Here is an 18003-nt window from a genome sequence, read left to right as displayed (position 1 = left end):
CGTCGTCGGCGTTGGCGCCTCTGTTGAAGGTGACGGTGTCGACGGGTACCTCGAATGGGACCGTGTGCAGTGGCGGCACCGTGATCGCGAACAACGTTGCTCTGGTGTCCGGTGGTAGTGCGAATCTGATCGCCACTCCGCGTCCGTTGGCGGCGACGACGGGTGCCGAGACGTTGTGTTTCCAGGTGACGTTGGATTCGGCTGCGACGACGGCGGTGCAGAACCAGACGGTGAACACCTCGTTCAACTTCAACGCAACCACGGCGTGATCCGGGAATGAGGGTTAGGGAAAATCTCATGCAGTTCAAGGGTTTTCGACCAGATCCGCGGCGGTCGATCATGGCGCTCGGTGCGGTGGGGTTGACGGCACTGAGCGCGACCGCGGTGGGGACGACCGCCGCCTTCACCGATACGGCAGCCGGCGCGAGTTCCTTCGGATCGTCGGCGGACTTTTTGCCTGCTCCCAAGTATTTGGGCTGCAGCGGCGGCGGCGGCTCGGTCACATTGAAGTGGGAGCACCTCGGGCCGGGCTACACATATGACATCAAACTGTTCAATGCATGGGGCGGCACATGGAACCCCACTATTCCCCCGAACAAGGGTGACGTGGTCTCCATCGATGTGAGCGCCTACAACAATATCTACGAGACGGCCTCATCGTCCCGTATAGAGGTGCATTCAGTACGGAACGGGCAGACCGGTACCAGCTGGGTCGGCGAGAACCTCTGGGCCTTCACGCTCTGGAACATCAAATGCGATGGCAAGGTTTCCAACGGCGCCCAGACGATGATGGCGCCCGATGCCGGCGATTCACTGTCACGCATGGCTGCACGGCAAGCCGAGCCGAGCACCTCGGCTGCACCCACGTCGGTGACCGGTACGGCAGCTGCGGCCTCCACGTCGACGGCACCGTCGTCGACCACGTCGGCGGCGTCCGGTACCACCACGTCGGCCCCGTCGACCACGACGACTGCCCCGTCGACCACGACGACTGCGCCGTCGACCACGTCGGCCGAGCAGGCCACCACGACGACGGCGGCCCCCGCGGTCGAGGAGGCGGTCCCTGCCCCGTCCGGCGAACTGAGCATTGCCAACAAGTCCTCCTCGGGAACCTATGCGGCGCAGGTGAGTTCCGGCCAGGCTGTGGTATCCGACGCCTCCGGGGCAACGGTGTTCAGCACGGCGGTGGGCAAGAAGGCCATGGTGCAGTGGGCCGCCGGCTCGGACGAGCTGTGGATCATCGAGTCCGACGCGCTGTACCGCGTCGGCGGGTCCGGTGGCTGGACGAAGACCGCGGTCGACCCGAAGTCGGGGGCGGTTCCCGCTGAGATCGCGGCACTGATCGGGTAACAGGCACACAGGAAGGCCGTCGACGGGACGTTCCCGTCGACGGCCTTCTGTGTTTCCGCCACTGATGTCGGTGGACCGGGCGAAACCGGGCGACCACACGCCCGTTCGCGCCATCACACAGCCATTGCCGTCTGAATGGGTGTGTGACCGAGCCAGAACGTGTGTGCTGCCGCGCTTTGCCGGACGCGGGGGGCGTACCGGAAGTAGTGCGCACACGAAAACGCCCCCCACCGTTACGGTGGGGGGCGTTTCCGGTGGTGCTGCAGTCGATTACGAGCCGAAGATGCTGCCCAGATCGCCGAGCGAGCCGGAGGACGATCCGGCGGAGCCGGTGCCCGGCTCGACCGGGGTGGTGGTGACGGTGACCGTGAGGACCTCGGAGGTGGAGGCGATGAAGCCGTCGGCGCCGTTGTAGACGGCGGTGATGCTGTGCGCGCCTGCGGTGGTGAGGATCTGCGTGCGCTTCGCGACACCGTTGGTCAGCGGCACCGGGTTACCGATGCTGGCGCCGTTGTCCTTGAACTGGACGGTGCCCGTTGCGCCTGCCGGGGCCACGGTCGCGGTCAGCTCGAACGAGGTGGTGGAGTTGGCGGTGGCCGGTCCGGTCAGCGTGGTGGTGGTCGCGACCGCGGCGGCGTCGAGCTCGAAGTCGAGGGCGAAGTCCGGGTTGACCGTCTGGTTCTGCGACTCGTTGCCTGCGGTGGCGGGCATGCCGACCACCAGCATCACCTTGGCGGTCTGCCCGGGGCTGAGGTGGGTCGACTGGAGTTCGGTGCCAGGAGCCGCCAGGTTGTTGGTGAGGTCCACGATGGCGCCGCTGGCGTCGTTGACCTCCACGCGCACGTACGCCTGCATGTCCGGGGCGGACTTCGTCCAGTTCCCGAGGTACACCTGCAGGGTGCCGCCCTGGCTGGTCGTGTTCTTGGCGTAGAACGTGGTGGTGAGTTCGCCGCCGGGGATCAGCTCGCCCTGGAAGTCGGGGATCAGGGACATGTCGCCCCAGGTCGAGTTGTCCGCCGAGTACTGCAGGGAAGCGGGGTCGGCGTGCGCGGCGGTGGGCATCACCAGTGCACCGAACGCTGCCAGAAACAGTGCAAGAATCGCGCCGCCAAAGGCAGTGGTCAGCCGCTTGAGGCCGCCGGATGCGCTGATGGTTGTCGTCATGGCGCGGAGCCTAACGGGGCGTGTGACCCAAGCGTTCAGTTTCGGTTAAACAATCTTGTCCGCCGAACGCAGGACAAGTGTGCACGTCGTGCCGTCCGGGGTGGGCCGAAATGGCGACGTGTACCGAGGGCTCGCTCGGGGGAGTAAGGTATCGGGGTCCGAAAGAGTCGAGGGAAGAGGAGGTGTGGCTTGCCGTGAAGAGCCAACCTCCGAGTACCTACCGAAGTCGCCGCTAGCCCCCGTCGGGCACCCCTGCCCACGCCAGGCGACTTCTCCGATCACACTCGCGCCGCTCCAGTCCGCGGCACGCGTCCGTGCATCCGACTCATGCGAAAGCCGCCCTCATGCGTGAAAAGCGACCCTTCCGTCCGCTGCTTCCCAGCCGATCCGCCAACCCCTCGAGCGATCTGATCGTCCCCGAGCATTCGATGGCCCCGCACCCGACGCCGCCGACCCCGGCGGTGATGCCGGTGGAGGCGAGCGTGGTCAACAGCGCGGTCTACCGCGACGGCGCCCGGATCGAGACCCCCGCCAGCCTGGCCGAGGCGCTGCGCAGCCTGCCGGATGAGACGTCCATGGCGTGGATCGGGATGTACCGGCCGGACGAGGAACAGCTCCAGGCCGCCGCCAAGCAGTTCGGGCTGCACGAGCTGGCGGTCGAGGACGCCATCGTCGCGCATCAGCGACCCAAGCTCGAGCGCTACGGCGACACCCTGTTCGTGGTGCTGCGCGCCGCCCGTTACCTGGACGAGTCCGAGCGGGTCGACTTCGGCGAACTGCACGTCTTCTGCGGCCCGACGTTCGTGATCACGGTGCGGCACAGCGAATCGCCGGACCTGTCCGCGGTGCGCAGACGAATGGAGAACGACCCGGAGCTGCTCAAGCTCGGCCCGGAGGCGGTGCTCTACGCGATCCTGGACGCGGTGGTCGACGGGTACGCGCCTGTCGTCGCCGGACTGCAGAACGACATCGACGAGATCGAGACAGAGGTCTTCAGCGGCGACCCGAAGGTGTCGCGGCGCATCTACGAACTCTCCCGCGAGGTCATCGAGTTCCAGCGCGCCACCAAGCCGCTGCTCGACATGCTGCGTGGGCTGTCCGCCGGCTTCGAGAAGTACAACACCGACGAGGAACTGCAGAAGTACCTGCGCGATGTCACCGACCACGCCACCACGGTGGTCGAGCGAGCGGACGGTTTCCGGCAGCTGCTCGGCAACATCCTCACGGTGAACGCGACCCTGGTGTCGCAGACCCAGAACGAGGAGATGTCGGCGCTCACCCAGGCCAGCTATGCGCAGAACGAGGAGATCAAGAAGGTATCCGCGTGGGCGGCAATCCTGTTCGCCCCCACCCTGATCGGCACCGTCTACGGCATGAACTTCGACAGCATGCCGGAACTGCACTGGGTGGGCGGATATCCGATGGCGCTGCTGATGATGGCGCTCACCTGTATCACCCTGTACACGATCTTCAAACGCCGCGGCTGGCTCTAGCAGCGGCTACAGGTCGTCCGTGCAGACCGCGAACCTGCGCTCGTCGTAGACGAATCCACTTGGGGTGGAGCACTTCTCGACGTCGGTGACGTCGGTGATGATCTCCGCTACCCGGACGCCCTCTCGGGAGGGGGCCGCGCAGTCGATGTGGGTGGGCTGATCGTCGGCCAGCTCCATGCACCCGCCGACCACCCAGTCGATGTCGAGGCAGAGCGCGCCCTGCTCGTTACCCATCAGGGTCTCGTAGTAATAGGAGTCGGCGTCGCTCACACACTGTGCGTTGGTCGGCGCCTTCCCGATCACCTTGTAGTTCGCCGGGGCCCTGCCGCAGGGGGCCTTCACCACGTTCGCGTCGTCGACGGTGCCGCTCAGCTCGACGCACTCGCCGATCTCGACGTCGATGTCGACGCTGCCCCCGGCGTCCGCCTTCGGTACATCCGGCAAGAGGGTGTCGGACGCGACGCTGCCTGCCTCGGGTATCGCCCGACCGGTGACCTCGCTGCCGCAGGCACCGAGCGAGAGGGCGGCGATCGTCAGTCCCGCGGCGGCGAGTCCGCGCCTGAGGCGGTTGTTCGTCATACGGCAATTAGAGCACCCGGCGCCGGTCCGGCCGTAGGTCGTCCCGGCGGGGCCCGGGAAACCCTCCCGCCGCCGGTGGGGCCGCCATACGCTGGTCGGGGAGTTTCCGTCACCGACGAGTGAGGAAGACCGATGAGCGATCACGTCTACAGCGTCACCGAGGTCGTGGGTTCCTCGAGCAAGGGGATCGACGACGCCATCGCGCAGGCCGTGGCCCGAGCGAGTTCGACCGTCCGCAATCTCGAGTGGTTCGAAGTGGTTGGCACCAGGGGGCACATCGTGGACGGCGCCATCGGGCACGTCCAGGTGACCCTCAAACTCGGGTTCCGGCTCGACGCCGAATGAGCGGGTGCCCGCGCGCCGACCGATGAGTTCCGGCTCCCCGCGGGGTCATAGTTACGGCAATGCTGTCCACGGCAGTGCCGTGACCATGACATCAGAGGGAGGCCGGCGGTGGCGGGTTATGTGCGGCTGGGGGACCTGAACACCTGGTACGACGAGCACGGCGAGGGCGAGCCGCTCGTGCTCCTGCACCCGGGTGGTGTCGATGCGCGCGCCTTCGGGTCGAATATCGACGGGTTGGCCCGCCGGTTTCGCCTGTTCACCCCCGAGCGTCGGGGTCACGGACACACGCCCGACGCGCCAGGTCCCATCACCTTCGACCTGATGGCCGAGGACACCATCGCGTTCCTCGAATCGGTTCCTGGCGCGCCTGTCGATCTGCTCGGCTGCAGTGACGGCGCCACCGTGGCCCTGCTGGTGGCCCTGCGCAGGCCCGACCTGGTCCGGCGGTTGGTCTGTGTCGCGGGCGTCTTCCACCGGGACGGCTGGGCGCCGGGGGTCGTGGATGCGGATCAGCCGTCGCCCGCCTTCCTCGCGGACATGTACGCCGAGGTGTCGCCGGACGGTGCCGGGCACTACCAGGTGGTGGCCGGGAAGCTGAACCGGATGCACCTCGAGGAGCCGACGCTGACCGCGCACGACCTGCGGCGGGTCACCGGCCGGACACTGGTGATGGTCGGCGACGACGACGAGGTGACCATCGAGCACGCGCTCGCGCTGTACCGCGGCCTGCCCGAGGCCGAGCTGGCGGTGGTGCCGGGCACCTCGCACGGCCTGCTGGTGGAGAAACCCGAACTCTGCAACCGGATCATCCTGGACTTCCTGACCACCGAACCGGTGCCGACGATGGCGCCGATCCGACGGGCGCGCGGCGCATGACCACTCTCGGAGGATCGGCGGCGGCCAGGGCGAGTTCCCTCGCCAATACCGGCCCGGTGCGCAAGTATGGGTGCGTGGAGCTGCCGCTGACCCCGCCCCTGCAACCGATGCTGGCGAAGGCCGCCGCTGCGGTCCCGACGCAGCCCGACGGCGAGGAGCCGGTGTGGTCCTACGAGCCGAAATGGGACGGATTCCGCGCCATCGTCTTTCGCGACGGCGACGAGGTGGTCCTGAGCTCCCGTAGCGGAAAGGACCTTGGCCGCTACTTTCCCGAGATGATCGAGGCGGTGCGGACCGAGCTGCCCGTCCGTTGCGTGCTCGACGGGGAGCTGGTGGTGCCGCGCGAGGTCGACGGCCGCACCCGGCTGGACTGGGAGGCGTTGTCGGAACGGATCCACCCGGCCGAGAGTCGGGTCAGCCTGCTGGCCGAGCAGACGCCGTCGCAGCTGATCGGATTCGACATGCTCGCGCTGGGGGACGACGACCTGACGAAGCGGCCGTTCGGCGAGCGTCGCGACATCCTGCTCGACCATGTCGGCGGCGGACCGTCCTGCCACGTCACCACCGCCACCACCGACGCCGGGCTCGCCGAAGAGTGGTTCCATGCCTTCGAGGGCGCCGGGCTCGACGGCGTGGTCGCGAAGAAGCTTGCCGGGCACTATCTTCCGAACAAGCGCGAGATGATCAAGGTCAAACATGCGCGGACCGCGGATTGCGTGGTGATCGGGTACCGGCCACACAAGAGCCAGCCGGGTATCGGATCCATGCTGCTGGGTCTCTACGACGGCGACGCGCTGCACATGATCGGCGGGGCCTCCGCGTTCACCGCGGCCAAGCGGATCGAGATGCTCGAGCTGCTGCAGCCCTACCGCGAGGGCGAGGACCTGGTGTACGACGGCGAGGCCAGCCGGTGGTCGGCCGGCAAGGACCGCCAGTGGGTGCCACTGCGTCCCGAGCTGGTGGTGGAGGTGGCCTACGACCAGATGGAGGGCGACCGCCTGCGGCACGCCGCGCGGTTCCTGCGCTGGCGCCCGGACCGTGAGGCGCGGGAATGCACCTACGAGCAACTGGAGGTCCCGGTGCGCTACGACCTGAGCGACGTGCTGGCGGGGGAGGACTGATGGCGGCGAAGGCTCCGGCCATGGAACTGGACGTGGACGGCATCGCGGTCCGGCTCTCGAGTCCCGACAAGATCTACTTCCCGCAGCTCGGCGCCGAGGGTGGCAGCAAGCGTGACCTGGTCGAGTACTACCGGACCATCGCCCTCTTCGACGGCGGGCGGTCCGGGATCATGACCGCCCTCCGGGACCGGCCCACCCACCTGCAGCGCTTCCCGGACGGCATCGAGGGCGAGGAGATCTACCAGAAGCGACTGCCCGCCAAGCGCCCCGAGTATCTGGACACCTGCACGGTCACCAACCCCAACGGCCGCACGGCCGACGCGCTGCGGGTGCGGCACGCCGCCGACATCGTCTGGGCGGCACAGATGGGCAACGTGACCTTTCATCCGTGGCCGGTGCGGTGTACCGACCCGGACCGACCCGACGAGCTGCGTATCGACCTGGATCCCCAGCCGGGCACCGGGTTCGAGGAGGCCAGGGCCGTCGCGGTGGACATCGTCGCGCCGCTGCTCGACGAACTGGGGCTGGTCGGGTTCCCGAAGACCTCCGGCGGCCGCGGGATCCACGTCTACGTCCGGATCGAACCGCGCTGGGACTTCATCGAGGTGCGCCGCGCGGCCATCGCGATCGCCAGGGAGATCGAGCGCCGCGACCCGGCACGCGTGACCACCGCGTGGTGGAAAGAGGAACGGGGCGAACGGATCTTCATCGACTTCAACCAGACGGCCAGGGACAAGACCGTCGCGTCGGCCTATTCGGTCCGCAAGACCCCTCGGGCGACGGTGTCGACCCCGGTCACCTGGGCGGAACTGCCGGATGTCGAGCCGGACGACTTCACCATCGCCACCGTGCCCGAGCTGGTGGGCAGGCGCGGAGACCCGGCGGCCCGGATCGATGACGTCGCATACTCGCTGGACGCGCTGCTGGAGATGGCGGAGCGGGACGCGGCGAACGGGCTGGGCGACATGCCGTATCCGCCGCAGTACCCGAAAATGCCGGGCGAACCGAAGCGGGTGCAGCCGAGCAAGGACAGGGACCGGAAGTAGCGTCACGCCGGCTTGAATCGTCGCGAGACTTCGCGCACGAGGTATTAGGCTCCGAATCAGCTGTTCAGGCAAGCCACGAGCATCGGAGGATGCGATGACGGAGAACCCTATCGTTGACAGCAACGAGGCAATGCTGCAGATCGGCAAGGACATCTGGTGGCTGCTGCTCATCCGCGGCATCTTCGCCGTCCTCTTCGGCATCGTCGCGCTGGTCTGGCCGGGCGTGACCGTGTGGGCGATGGTGGTCGTGTTCGGTGTGTATGCCATCGTCGACGGCCTCGTCGAGGTGGTCCGGTCGATCCAGGCGCGCAAGATCGTCACCGGCTGGGTGTGGTGGCTGATCGGCGGCATCGTGTCCGTGGCCGCCGGTGTCGTGGCATTCGCGTGGCCCGAGGTCACCGTGCTGGTTGCCGTGTACGTGATCGGTTTCTGGGCGATCCTGGTCGGCATCCTCGAGATCATGGGCTCGTTCAAGGTGAAATCCGTGGGCGGACAGTGGGTGTGGCTCCTGGTCGCGGGCATCCTCGCGGTCCTGTTCGGGCTGCTGCTGGTCATCTTCCCCGTCGAGGGCGTCAGTAGCCTCGTCTGGCTGGTCGGCTTCTTCGCCATCATCTTCGGAATCGTGTTCGTGGCCGGTGCATTCCAGCTCCGCTCCGCCGCCAAGCGCGCGGGAGTGGTCTGACCGCCATGAGTAGGCGTGGCGTGCGCTCCCGTCCGCCCGTTGGCGACGGGAGCGCACCGACCGAGATGCACGTCGACGCCGGGTTCCTGCCGTTGGCCGATCGGTTCTTCGCGATGTACCGACAGCCGAACAACGGCGGCGGAGCGCTGACCGCCTATGTGAACGGCGAACTGGTGCTCGACATCTGGGCTGGTTGGGCGGACCGTGACCGTCGCTGGCGGCGCGACACCGTCGCGTTGTCCTTCTCCACCGGCAAGGGGGTCGCCAGCACCGTGCTGCACCGGCTGGCCGACCGCGGTGTCGTCGACTACGACGAACCGGTGGCGACCTACTGGCCGGAGTTCGCCTCGGCGGGCAAGGAGCGGATCACGATCCGGGACATGCTCACCCACCGGGCGGGCCTGCACCGGGTCCGGGGCCTGGTCCCGGGCAAGACCGGGCTCCTCGACTACGACCGCGTGGTCGCCGCGCTCGCCGCGGCGCGGCCGGACCCGCGCCGGCTCAGCGGTCCCGGGTACCACGCGGTCACCTACGGATGGATCGTCGCCGAGACGGTGGCGCGGGTGACCGGACGCAGCTTCACCGAGGTGGTGCGCACCGAGATCGCGGAGCCGCTCGGTGTCGAGGAGTTCTGGTACCGGGTGCCGCCCGAGCACCGGCATCGGATCGCGAAGCTGTTCCCGCACCTCAGCCCAGGCGCGGTGTCCTGGGGCGTGGCCTCCTCGGTGATGACGCGGCTGCGCCCGTTCAACGGACTCGCGGAGGCGGGCATGCCGGAGGGCTTCGACGAGCTGGTTCGCGACCCGATCGTGCACGACGCGGTGATGCCGGGCTGGAACGGCGTGTTCACCTCGCGTGCACTCGCGAAGATGTACGCGGCGATCGCGAACGACGGCGTCATCGACGGCAAGCGCTTCCTCTCCTCCGACACCATCGAACGGATGGGCGAGGTGCAGACCTTTGGACGCGACTACGTGCTCGGCGCCAGGGTCAACTGGCGGCTCGGCTATCACCCGGTGTTCGTCGCGAACCGGTCCCAGCCAAGGGCCGCGTTCGGCCACTACGGGGTCGGGGGGTCGGGGGCGTATGCGGACCCGGAGACCGGCCTCGCCCTCGGTTTCGTCACCAACCGGATGGGCAACGCGATGACCGCGCTCGGCGACCTGCGCTTGGCCCGGCTCGGCGCGGTGGCGCAGAAGACGGTGCGCGGTCGCTAGTGCACCGCCGGGCCGCTGGATGCGGTGATCCGCCTGGCTGAGAGGCGGATCACCTACCGGGGTCGGCAGCCGTGCGACCTGGGACGGAGCCGTGCGACGGGCTGTCTGGGCGCAGTGGCACCTGGCCAACGGCGAACCTGTTGTGTCTACTGGAAACGGCGAAGCCTGCTAATGCGGGATTCGCAGATTTCTTCTGCAGTCGGATGATGGGACTTGAATGCGCAAGAACGAGACCGGGAGCACCAGTCGTCGGCGCTGGGCGAATCGGGTCGCGACGGCCCTGATCGGTGCCGCGGCCGCAGGTACGGCGCTGGTCGTTCCCGCGCAGGCGGTACCGCTGTTCCCCGGGGGCCCCGACATCGCGCTGCCCACGCTCCCCGGCCTACCGGCGCCCGCTGCGCCCCTCGCGCCGCCGGCTCCGGTGGAGCCGCAGGTGGGGCCTGCCAACTTCTCCGCGCCGAGCCTGAACCCGTCCGAGGGCGAGGTGGTCGGCGTCGCGCAGCCCATCATCATCCGGTTCGACGAGGCCATCGACGACCGCGCCACCGCGGAGCGGGCCATCAAGATCAGCAGCAGCCCGAAGGTCGAGGGGTCCTTCTACTGGATCAACAACAGCCAGGTGCGGTGGCGGCCGACCGAGTTCTGGCCTGCGGGCACCGATGTCGTGGTCGAGGCGGGCGCGGCGCGCTCCGCCTTCCACATCGGCGACGCACTGGTGGCCACCGCCGACGACAACACCAAGGAGATCACCATCACCCGCAACGGTGAGGTGGTCAAGACGATGCCGACCTCGATGGGCAAGACCGGCCACGAGACCCCGAACGGCACCTACATCGTCGGCGAGCAGCTGCGCGACATGTACATGGACTCGTCCACCTACGGTGTCCCGATCGACGCGCCGGAGGGCTACCGGACCTACGTCGAGTACGCGACCCGCATCTCCAACAGCGGAATCTTCGTGCACGCCGCGCCGTGGTCGGTGAACCAGCAGGGCAGTACCAACACGAGCCACGGCTGCCTGAACGTGAGCACCGAAGACGGCAAGTGGTTCTTCGAGAACGCGAAGAAGGGCGACCCGGTGATCGTGACGAACACCAGCGGCGGGACGCTCGACGGCTCCGATGGGCTGGGGGACTGGAACCGGTAGCTGAATCCGCACCGCCCGCGATGCGCGCACGATCACCCGGTGATCGTGCGCGCATCGTTCGTATGGGGCCCGGCTACCGGCCGGGATCGGTGATACGGGCGACCGTCAGGTCGATGGACTCGATCGCGTCGGTACGTGAGTAACCCTCGGTGTTGAAGCTCTCCCACCCGGTGAGCAGGCACCACCAGAGCATCCGGCGGATCCAGCGGATCTTGAGCGCCGAGGAGAAGGTGCCGTCGGCCTGGCCGCGTTCGATCAGGGCGAGCAACGGTGCATCGACCGCGCCGAGGCCCTCCCAGAACGCCGAGTTCGACAGCGCCTGCGGGTCGCCGAAGATGAGCGAGAGCAGGGGGCCGAGGTCGAAGCACTCGTGGCTCATCCGGCGCAGCGCCGCGTCCGCGGGTCCCTCGGTGGGCCGGGACCGTTCCAGTGCCGCGCCGAGCTTGTCCAGGGCATCCTCGCCGAGGGCACGGATCAGATCGATGCGCTCCGGGTAGTAGCGGTGCAGGGTGCTGCGGCCCACCTCGGCCTCCGCGGCGATCTCACTGAGTGATGCGGCCGAGTTCTTGCCGAGCACGTCGACGGCCGCGTCGAGGATGGCGCGGCGGGTGCGCGCCTTGGTGCCCGATTCGTGGACGGTCTCGGTCGACATGCCCTCACGGTAGCAGTGGATTGTTCCCAAATGGAACTGTCATTGACAGAAATGGGACGTGAATGTTCCACTGGTGGACATGAGTGATTCTCAGGCGTCTGTGAGCTGGCCGCACGTGCGGCTGTTGTGGTCCTACATTCGCCCGCACCGGAAGATGCTCGGGCTGGGCATGGTCCTGGGGATCATCGTCACCGCCGCGGGCCTGGCGACGCCGATGATCATCAAGTACATGCTGGACACGCTCAGCAGCGACGGCTCGATGCTCACGCCCGTTCTCACGCTCCTCGGCGTGCTCGTCGTCACCGGCGTCGTCGGGTACTTCCAATGGATCCTGCTCGGCACACTGGCCGCGCGCGTGGTCTACGACGCACGGGAATCCATCGTGCGCAGGTACTTCCGTGCCACGGTCGGCAGCCTGACGGCGCGGCCGTCGGGCGAACTGGTCACCCGGGTCACCTCGGACACCGTTCTGCTCCGGGAGGCGACCTCGTCCAGCCTGGTCGAACTGTTCAACGGCGCCGTCAGCATCATCGGCACCCTCGTCCTGATGGCGATGCTCGACCTCGTCCTGTTCGGGGCAACCGTGGCGTCGCTCCTGGTCGTCGGTGTCCTTGCCCTCCTTCTCATGCCGCAGCTCGCGAAGTCGCAGCGGCAAGCGCAGGAATCGGTCGGGCGGCTCGGCGGTGTGCTCGAGGGGGCGCTGCGCGCGATCCGGACGGTCAAGTCGAGCCGCGCGGAGGCCCGCGAGGCCGAGCGGATCATCATCGACGCGAAGGACTCGCAGGTGCACAGCGTCCGGGCGGCCCGGGTCACCGCCCTGGTCTGGATCATCGCAGGCGGCGGGATGCAGCTCGCGATCATCGGAATTCTCGCCTTCGGCGCGTACCGGGTGAGCTCGGGGGCGCTCGCGGTCTCCGCGCTGGTGGCCTTCCTGCTGTACGCCTTCCTGCTGACCGCTCCTGTCGCCTCGATGGCGCAGAATATCGCGCTCGTCCAGTCCGGGATCGCCGCGGCGAGCAGGATCCGCGAGGTGCAGGACATGGAGATCGAAGAGCACGCCGCCGTCGAGGTCCAGCCGCTTCGGCCGTCCCCGGACGTGCCGGTGCTCGAGCTGGTCGACGTCGTCGCCCGGTACGCCCCCGGCACCGAGCCGTCCGTGCGCGGGGTCAGCGCCCAGATCCCGGCGCGCGGACATACCGCCATCGTCGGTCCGTCCGGTGCGGGTAAGACCACGCTGTTCTCGTTGTTGCTGCGGTTCCTCCACCCTGAGAGCGGCGAGATCCTGCTGGACGGCGTGCCCTACTCGGAGCTGCCGTTCGACCAGGTGCGCTCCCGGCTGGCGTACGTAGAGCAGGAGACGCCCATCGTGCCCGGCACGATTCGGTCGAACCTGCTGTTCACCCACCAGGGGGCCACCGAGGAGGAGGTGTGGGCGGCGTTGCGTGCGGTGCACCTCGACGAGACCGTGCGTGAGCTCCCCAACGGGCTCGACAGCGACCTGTCCGCCACCAATGTCTCGGGTGGACAGCGGCAGCGAATCGCGCTGGCGCGGGCCATCGTTCGGCGCCCGGACGTGTTGCTCCTCGACGAGGCCACGGCGCAGGTGGACGGCCGGACCGAGGCCGCCATCCACGACATGATCCGGGAGCTGTCGCAGACCGGTTCGGTGGTGACCATCGCGCACCGGCTCTCGACCGTGATCGACGCCGACACCATCCTGGTGATGGAACACGGGCGGATCCGGGCACGCGGCACCCACCTCGAGCTGCTGGAATCGGACGAGCTCTACCGGGAACTGGTCACCGCGTTGCGAATCGGGGTCGACCTCCAGATCGCCGTATAGGGCGCCGGTAGGCTCGGACGGTGGCCGTCGCAGCCTTCGACACGTCTGAGCCCGCCGCCGAACGCCGGCGGCGAGGCAAGCATCTGCGTGCCCGGATCCCGCGCGGGGCGCACGGTTCGTGGGCACCCTCCTCGTATCGGCCCGATCCGGTGTCGATCCTCGACCGGCAGAACGCGAATCGGATTCCGGAACTGGTTCCGCTCAGATTCGAGCGAATGCTGCTCTCGCCGTTCACTTTCCTGCGTGGCTCGGCCGCCATCATGGCGTGGGATCTGGCGCACTGCGCTCGCACAGAGCTGACGGTGATGGCGAGCGGGGATGCCCACCTCGCGAACTTCGGGCTGTTCGCCGGCCCGGACCGCCGGCTCGTGTTCGACCTCAGTGACTTCGACGAGGTGCACCGCGGGCCCTTCGAATGGGACCTCAAGCGGCTCGCGACCTCGGTGCTGGTGGCCGCGTCCACGAACGGTCACAGCGCATCGGACGCGCGTGCCGCGGCGATGATCGTGGGCGCCGCATACCGGGAGACGATCCACCACGCGGCGCAGATGCCCGCGCTGGACGTCTGGTATCTCCGGATCGAGGCGGACGCGATGCTGGCCGGGCTGCGGGATCAGATCACCGCCCGTCAGATCGGGGCGGCCGAGGCCGTGATGGCCAAGGCGGAGCGGCGAACTGAGCTCGGCTCGCTCAAGCGGTTCGCCAGGAACGAGAACGGCCGGTTCCTGATCAAGGAGGAGCCGCCGCTGATCACCCGGCTGCCACACGAGCGGCATGCGGAGGTGACGGATCTGCTGAGGGGTTCCTTCGAGCGCTATCTCGGCACACTGGCGGGGGGCCGGCGGGAACTGGTGGCCCGCTATCGCTTCCAGGACATCGCCAGCAAGGTGGTAGGGGTCGGATCCGTCGGCATGCTCGGCTTCATGGCGCTGTTCGTCGGGGAGAGTGCACAGGACCCGCTGTTCCTGCAGATCAAGGAGGCGCAGCCGTCGGTGCTCGCGCCGTACGTCGCTGGTTCGGCCCACCGCGACCAGGGCAGACGGGTGGTCGAGGGGCAGCGGTTGATCCAGGGCGCGAGCGATCCGTTCCTCGGATGGTTCAGCGGCCCCGGTTCGTTCGGCCGGGACTTCTACGTCCGGCAGTTGCGGGACAAGAAGGGCTCATTCAGCATCGCCGCGATGGATCCACCCGGTCTACGGGCCTACGCACGGTTGTGCGCGATCGCGCTGGCCAGAGCGCACGCCCGCACCGGTGATCCGGCCGCGATCGCCGGATATCTGGGCAACGGAACCGTTTTCGATGAGGCGATCGCGGCGTTCGCGGTGGCCTACGGTGAGCAGAACCGGCTGGACTACGAGCAGGTGAAGCAGCGCCGTAGTCGGGCGACTCGATGAGTGCACGACCACGGCGCCGCTCGTCTCACCAGATGCGGACGCGGCGCTCGGGTTCGAGGTAGAGCGCGTCGCCTGGGGTGACGTCGAACGCCTCGTGGAAGCTGTCGAGATTGCGCACCACTGCGTTGCAGCGGAATTCCGGCGGCGAGTGCGGATCGACGGCGAGGCGGCGGATGGCCTCTTCGTTCCTGGCCTTGGTCCGCCACACCTGCGCCCAGCCGAAGAAGACGCGCTGCAGGCCCGTGAGCCCGTCGATGGCGGGAGAGTCCTTGCCGTCCAGTGCGATCCGGTACGCCTCGACGGCGATGGACAGGCCGCCGAGATCGCCGATGTTCTCGCCGATGGTGAACTCGCCGTTGACCTTGTGGCCAGGCAATGCCTTCGGCTCGAGCTCGTTGTACTGCTCGATCAGCGCCTTGGTGCGCTTGCCGAACTCGGTGCGGTCGCTGTCCGTCCACCAGTCGACCATGTTGCCGTCACCGTCGTACTTGGCGCCCTGATCGTCGAAGCCGTGCCCGATCTCGTGTCCGATGACCGCGCCGATCCCGCCGTAGTTCGCCGCGTCGTCCGCCGCGGCGTCGAAGAACGGCGGTTGCAGAATCGCTGCGGGGAAGACGATCTCGTTCATGCCCGGGTTGTAATAGGCGTTGACCGTCTGGGGGGTCATGAACCACTCGTCGCGATCGACCGGCCCGCCGAGCTTCGCCAGGTCACGGTCGTGATCGGCGGCGTACCCGCGACGGTAGTTGCCGACCAGATCGTCCGCCGAGATCGACAGCCCGGAATAGTCCCGCCACTTGTCGGGATAGCCGATCTTGGGAGTGAACTTCTCCAATTTGGCCAACGCCGCGCTCCGGGTGTCCGGGCTCATCCATTCCAGCTCGGAGATGTTGCGGCGGTACGCCTCCTGCAGGTTCGCGACCAGTTCCTGCATCCGGGCCTTTGCCTCGGCCGGGAAATGCCGCTCGACGTAGAGCTTGCCGACGGACTCGCCGAGCAGGTCCTGCACCAGGGAGACGCCGCGCTTCCAGCGTTCCCGGTTCTCCTCGGTGCCGGACAGGGTGGTGCCATAGAACGCGAAATCCTCCGCGACCAGGTCTGCGGTCAGGTACTGGGCCCGCGAGTGGATCACCTTCCATGCCGCCCACGCCTTCCAGTCGGCGAGCGGACGCTGCGTCCAGAGTGCGGTCAGCGAGGTCAGGAAGCTGGGCTGGCGGACCACCAGCTCCGCGAAGGTCTCCGGCGAACCGCCGAGGCCGGACACCCAAGCGGTCCAGTCGAATCCGGCATTCTCGGTGGACAGGTCGGCCAGGGTGACCAGGTTGTAGCTGAGTTCGGCATCGCGCCTGCGCACCACGTCCCAGTGGCCTGCGGCGATCTGGGTCTCCAGGTCGAGGATCGTCTGGGCGTCGGCTGCGGGGTCGGGCCTGCCTGCGAGGGTGAGCATCTTCTGCACGTGCTCGAGATAGGCCGCGCGGGTCTCGGCGTAGGAATCCTCGCGGTAGTAGGACTCGTCGGGCAGCCCGATCCCGGACTGGGTCAGGTGTACGAGATAGCGCGAGGAGTCCTTGGCGTCGGTGTCGACGTAGTTGCCGATCGCCCCGGAGACGCCGGTGCGCTGCAACTCGCCGAGCAGGCGCGCGAGCGCGGAGAGATCGCTCACCGCGTCGACCGCGGCGAGCTCGCCCACGATCGGCTCCAGCCCGGCCCGCTCGACGGCGTCGGCGTCCATGAACGAGCTGTAGAGGTCGCCGATCCGCTGCGGGTCGGTGCCCTCCGCGCCGCGGGTCTCCGCGGCCTCGGTGATGATCGCCCGCACGTCGACCTCGGCCTGGTCGTAGAGCGTGCGGAAGGCGCCGTCCACCGCTCGGTCGGCGGGGATCACGTAGTCGTCGAGCCATTTGCCGTTGACGTGGACGAACAGGTCGTCCTGCGCGCGGATGCCCTGGTCGAGGTGGGTGAGGTCGATTCCGGAAGCGGGCGTCGTCATGCCTCTATTTCTACCGCGACGCCGCAGACCGTGCGTGAGTTGTACCCCGGTAGGGGTGAAACGCGCACACGGGCGCGCAGCGCTAAACCCCGATGTTGATGGCGCCGAGATATCTGTCGGCTGCCCTGACGGCCGTCACCATGCCGGACGCATCGAAGATGCCGTCGGTGGCGTTGTCGACGTTGTTCTCCCGCCCGGTGTGCGCGTTGTAGGGCGCCGACGCGTACACCTCGTCGATGAGCTCCTCCTCGAAGTAGAGCTGCGAGGTGAGCACGGTGGCCTTGTCCATGTGCACCTTGAGGTGGATGTGTGTGGTGCGGCCCCGGTACCAGCCGGGGAAGATCGTGGTGAACCTCGCGATGCCGTCGGCGTCGGTGGTCTGCGCGCCGCGCAGGTAGGTGCCGTCGTCGGTGGTGGTCGACTCGGCGTCGCCGACACTGTACGAACCGTCGGAGGTCTCGCCGGATCCGGATGCTCCTGGCCCGCCCCCGCTGCCGCCGCCAGGAGGCGGGCCACCCGGCGGCGGGCCGCCCGTAGGGGGCTGACCCCCGCCGCCCGCCGGCGGGGCGCCGTTGGCTCCCATGGACCCGGACTCGAAGCCCGAGTACACCCCGCCCGCGTCGCAGTGCCAGATCTCCACCACGGCGTTGGCGACCCCGCCTGCCGAGCCGTCGGGGGTGCACTTCTGCAGATCCTGCACCCGGATCGCCAGGTCGAGGGTGGCGCCGGGCCGGTCCTCACGCAGGTCGTTGCGGATCGAGTCGACGTCGAACCAGTACGGGCCCTGCGTCTCCTCGGTGGTCGTGACGCACTGGGGGGCCCTGGCGAGCAGGGCGGCCACATCGTCGCTCGCGGCGACCGCCGTGCCGGTGGTGGATGGGGAGGCGCTCGTCGCGGTCCCGCCGGCGCCGTTGCCCGCGCAGGCCGCGATCAGGCCGCTGAGTCCCACTGTCCCGCCCATGGCCAGCGCTCGCCGTCGGCTGACGCGGGCGCGGCTGCGCGCGATGTCCTCGTTCACGTTGATCTCCGCTCGGTGTGGATGGTTTTCACCATCGTCGACCTGGCGGCTGTGAGGACCCTGGCAGCGGGCTCCGAGGTGTCTGG

Annotated in this window: 17 protein-coding genes; 11 read left to right on the top strand and 6 right to left on the bottom strand. The window is 68.2% G+C overall.

Annotated features, from left to right (window positions below):
* A partial coding sequence (locus BR31_RS32310; protein WP_027502644.1) for a hypothetical protein occupies positions 1 to 262 on the bottom strand: 262 nt, incomplete at its 3' end.
* Positions 263 to 297: 35 nt separating this feature from the next.
* On the opposite strand from BR31_RS32310, the gene BR31_RS31635 reads away from it, so the two are divergent.
* Positions 298 to 1350 (top strand): hypothetical protein, encoded by a 1053-nt coding sequence (locus tag BR31_RS31635; protein ID WP_156042562.1) that lies wholly within the window; start codon positions 298 to 300, stop codon positions 1348 to 1350.
* A gap of 270 nt (positions 1351 to 1620) precedes the next feature.
* Here the strand turns inward: BR31_RS31635 and BR31_RS30735 are convergent, their stop codons facing one another.
* Positions 1621 to 2514: an Ig-like domain-containing protein gene (locus BR31_RS30735; RefSeq protein ID WP_051637618.1), complete on the bottom strand. Its 894-nt coding sequence runs from the start codon at positions 2512 to 2514 to the stop codon at positions 1621 to 1623.
* A gap of 344 nt (positions 2515 to 2858) precedes the next feature.
* Between BR31_RS30735 and BR31_RS0120675 the strand changes: the two genes are divergently transcribed.
* Positions 2859 to 4007 (top strand): magnesium and cobalt transport protein CorA, encoded by a 1149-nt coding sequence (locus BR31_RS0120675; protein WP_027502641.1) that lies wholly within the window; start codon positions 2859 to 2861, stop codon positions 4005 to 4007.
* A 6-nt stretch (positions 4008 to 4013) separates the two neighbouring features.
* On the opposite strand, the gene lppU is transcribed toward BR31_RS0120675, so the two are convergent.
* Entirely contained in the window at positions 4014 to 4586 is a 573-nt protein-coding gene (lppU, locus tag BR31_RS0120670) for an LppU family putative lipoprotein (protein ID WP_027502640.1), read from the bottom strand.
* 132 nt (positions 4587 to 4718) lie between these two features.
* Here lppU and BR31_RS0120665 point away from each other — a divergent pair, with 132 nt between their 5' ends.
* The 7 genes from BR31_RS0120665 (at position 4719) to BR31_RS0120635 (ending at position 11020) form a co-directional block, all read left to right on the top strand.
* Entirely contained in the window at positions 4719 to 4931 is a 213-nt protein-coding gene (locus tag BR31_RS0120665; RefSeq protein ID WP_027502639.1) for a dodecin, read from the top strand.
* A gap of 108 nt (positions 4932 to 5039) precedes the next feature.
* Complete coding sequence (locus BR31_RS0120660; RefSeq protein ID WP_081830612.1) at positions 5040 to 5807, top strand: alpha/beta fold hydrolase; 768 nt, start codon at positions 5040 to 5042, stop codon at positions 5805 to 5807.
* A 74-nt stretch (positions 5808 to 5881) separates the two neighbouring features.
* Positions 5882 to 6928, top strand: a complete 1047-nt coding sequence (locus BR31_RS0120655; protein WP_027502637.1) for an ATP-dependent DNA ligase — start codon at positions 5882 to 5884, stop codon at positions 6926 to 6928.
* A complete protein-coding gene (ligD, locus tag BR31_RS0120650; protein ID WP_027502636.1) occupies positions 6928 to 7974 on the top strand; it encodes a non-homologous end-joining DNA ligase in 1047 nt (348 codons plus the stop codon). The genes BR31_RS0120655 and ligD overlap by 1 nt, the downstream gene beginning before the upstream one ends.
* A 94-nt stretch (positions 7975 to 8068) precedes the next feature.
* Positions 8069 to 8656, top strand: coding sequence for an HdeD family acid-resistance protein (locus BR31_RS0120645; protein ID WP_027502635.1), 588 nt, complete (start codon positions 8069 to 8071; stop codon positions 8654 to 8656).
* A 5-nt stretch (positions 8657 to 8661) separates the two neighbouring features.
* The gene (locus BR31_RS0120640; protein WP_037177544.1) at positions 8662 to 9873 is read left to right on the top strand and encodes a serine hydrolase domain-containing protein; all 1212 of its coding nucleotides are present in this window, start codon (positions 8662 to 8664) and stop codon (positions 9871 to 9873) included.
* 217 nt (positions 9874 to 10090) lie between these two features.
* Complete coding sequence (locus BR31_RS0120635) at positions 10091 to 11020, top strand: L,D-transpeptidase (protein WP_027502633.1); 930 nt, start codon at positions 10091 to 10093, stop codon at positions 11018 to 11020.
* Between the two features lie 73 nt (positions 11021 to 11093).
* Here the strand turns inward: BR31_RS0120635 and BR31_RS29545 are convergent, their stop codons facing one another.
* A complete protein-coding gene (locus BR31_RS29545) occupies positions 11094 to 11672 on the bottom strand; it encodes a TetR/AcrR family transcriptional regulator (protein WP_037177541.1) in 579 nt (192 codons plus the stop codon).
* Between the two features lie 79 nt (positions 11673 to 11751).
* Here BR31_RS29545 and BR31_RS0120625 point away from each other — a divergent pair, with 79 nt between their 5' ends.
* The gene (locus tag BR31_RS0120625; RefSeq protein WP_037177538.1) at positions 11752 to 13515 is read left to right on the top strand and encodes an ABC transporter ATP-binding protein; all 1764 of its coding nucleotides are present in this window, start codon (positions 11752 to 11754) and stop codon (positions 13513 to 13515) included.
* A gap of 20 nt (positions 13516 to 13535) precedes the next feature.
* Positions 13536 to 14909: a DUF2252 domain-containing protein gene (locus BR31_RS29540; protein ID WP_051637617.1), complete on the top strand. Its 1374-nt coding sequence runs from the start codon at positions 13536 to 13538 to the stop codon at positions 14907 to 14909.
* Between the two features lie 25 nt (positions 14910 to 14934).
* Here the strand turns inward: BR31_RS29540 and BR31_RS0120615 are convergent, their stop codons facing one another.
* Positions 14935 to 16899: a M13 family metallopeptidase gene (locus BR31_RS0120615; protein ID WP_027502631.1), complete on the bottom strand. Its 1965-nt coding sequence runs from the start codon at positions 16897 to 16899 to the stop codon at positions 14935 to 14937.
* A gap of 82 nt (positions 16900 to 16981) precedes the next feature.
* A complete protein-coding gene (locus BR31_RS0120610; RefSeq protein WP_027502630.1) occupies positions 16982 to 17917 on the bottom strand; it encodes a peptidase associated/transthyretin-like domain-containing protein in 936 nt (311 codons plus the stop codon).
* Between the last annotated feature and the right edge of the window lie 86 nt (positions 17918 to 18003).

Source organism: Rhodococcus sp. UNC363MFTsu5.1 (assembly GCF_000686785.1).
In the GTDB taxonomy this organism is placed as follows: Bacteria; Actinomycetota; Actinomycetes; order Mycobacteriales; family Mycobacteriaceae; genus Rhodococcus_G; species Rhodococcus_G maanshanensis.
Note: the sequence above shows the minus strand (reverse complement) of the source record. Positions and strands in the feature narration are given on the sequence as shown.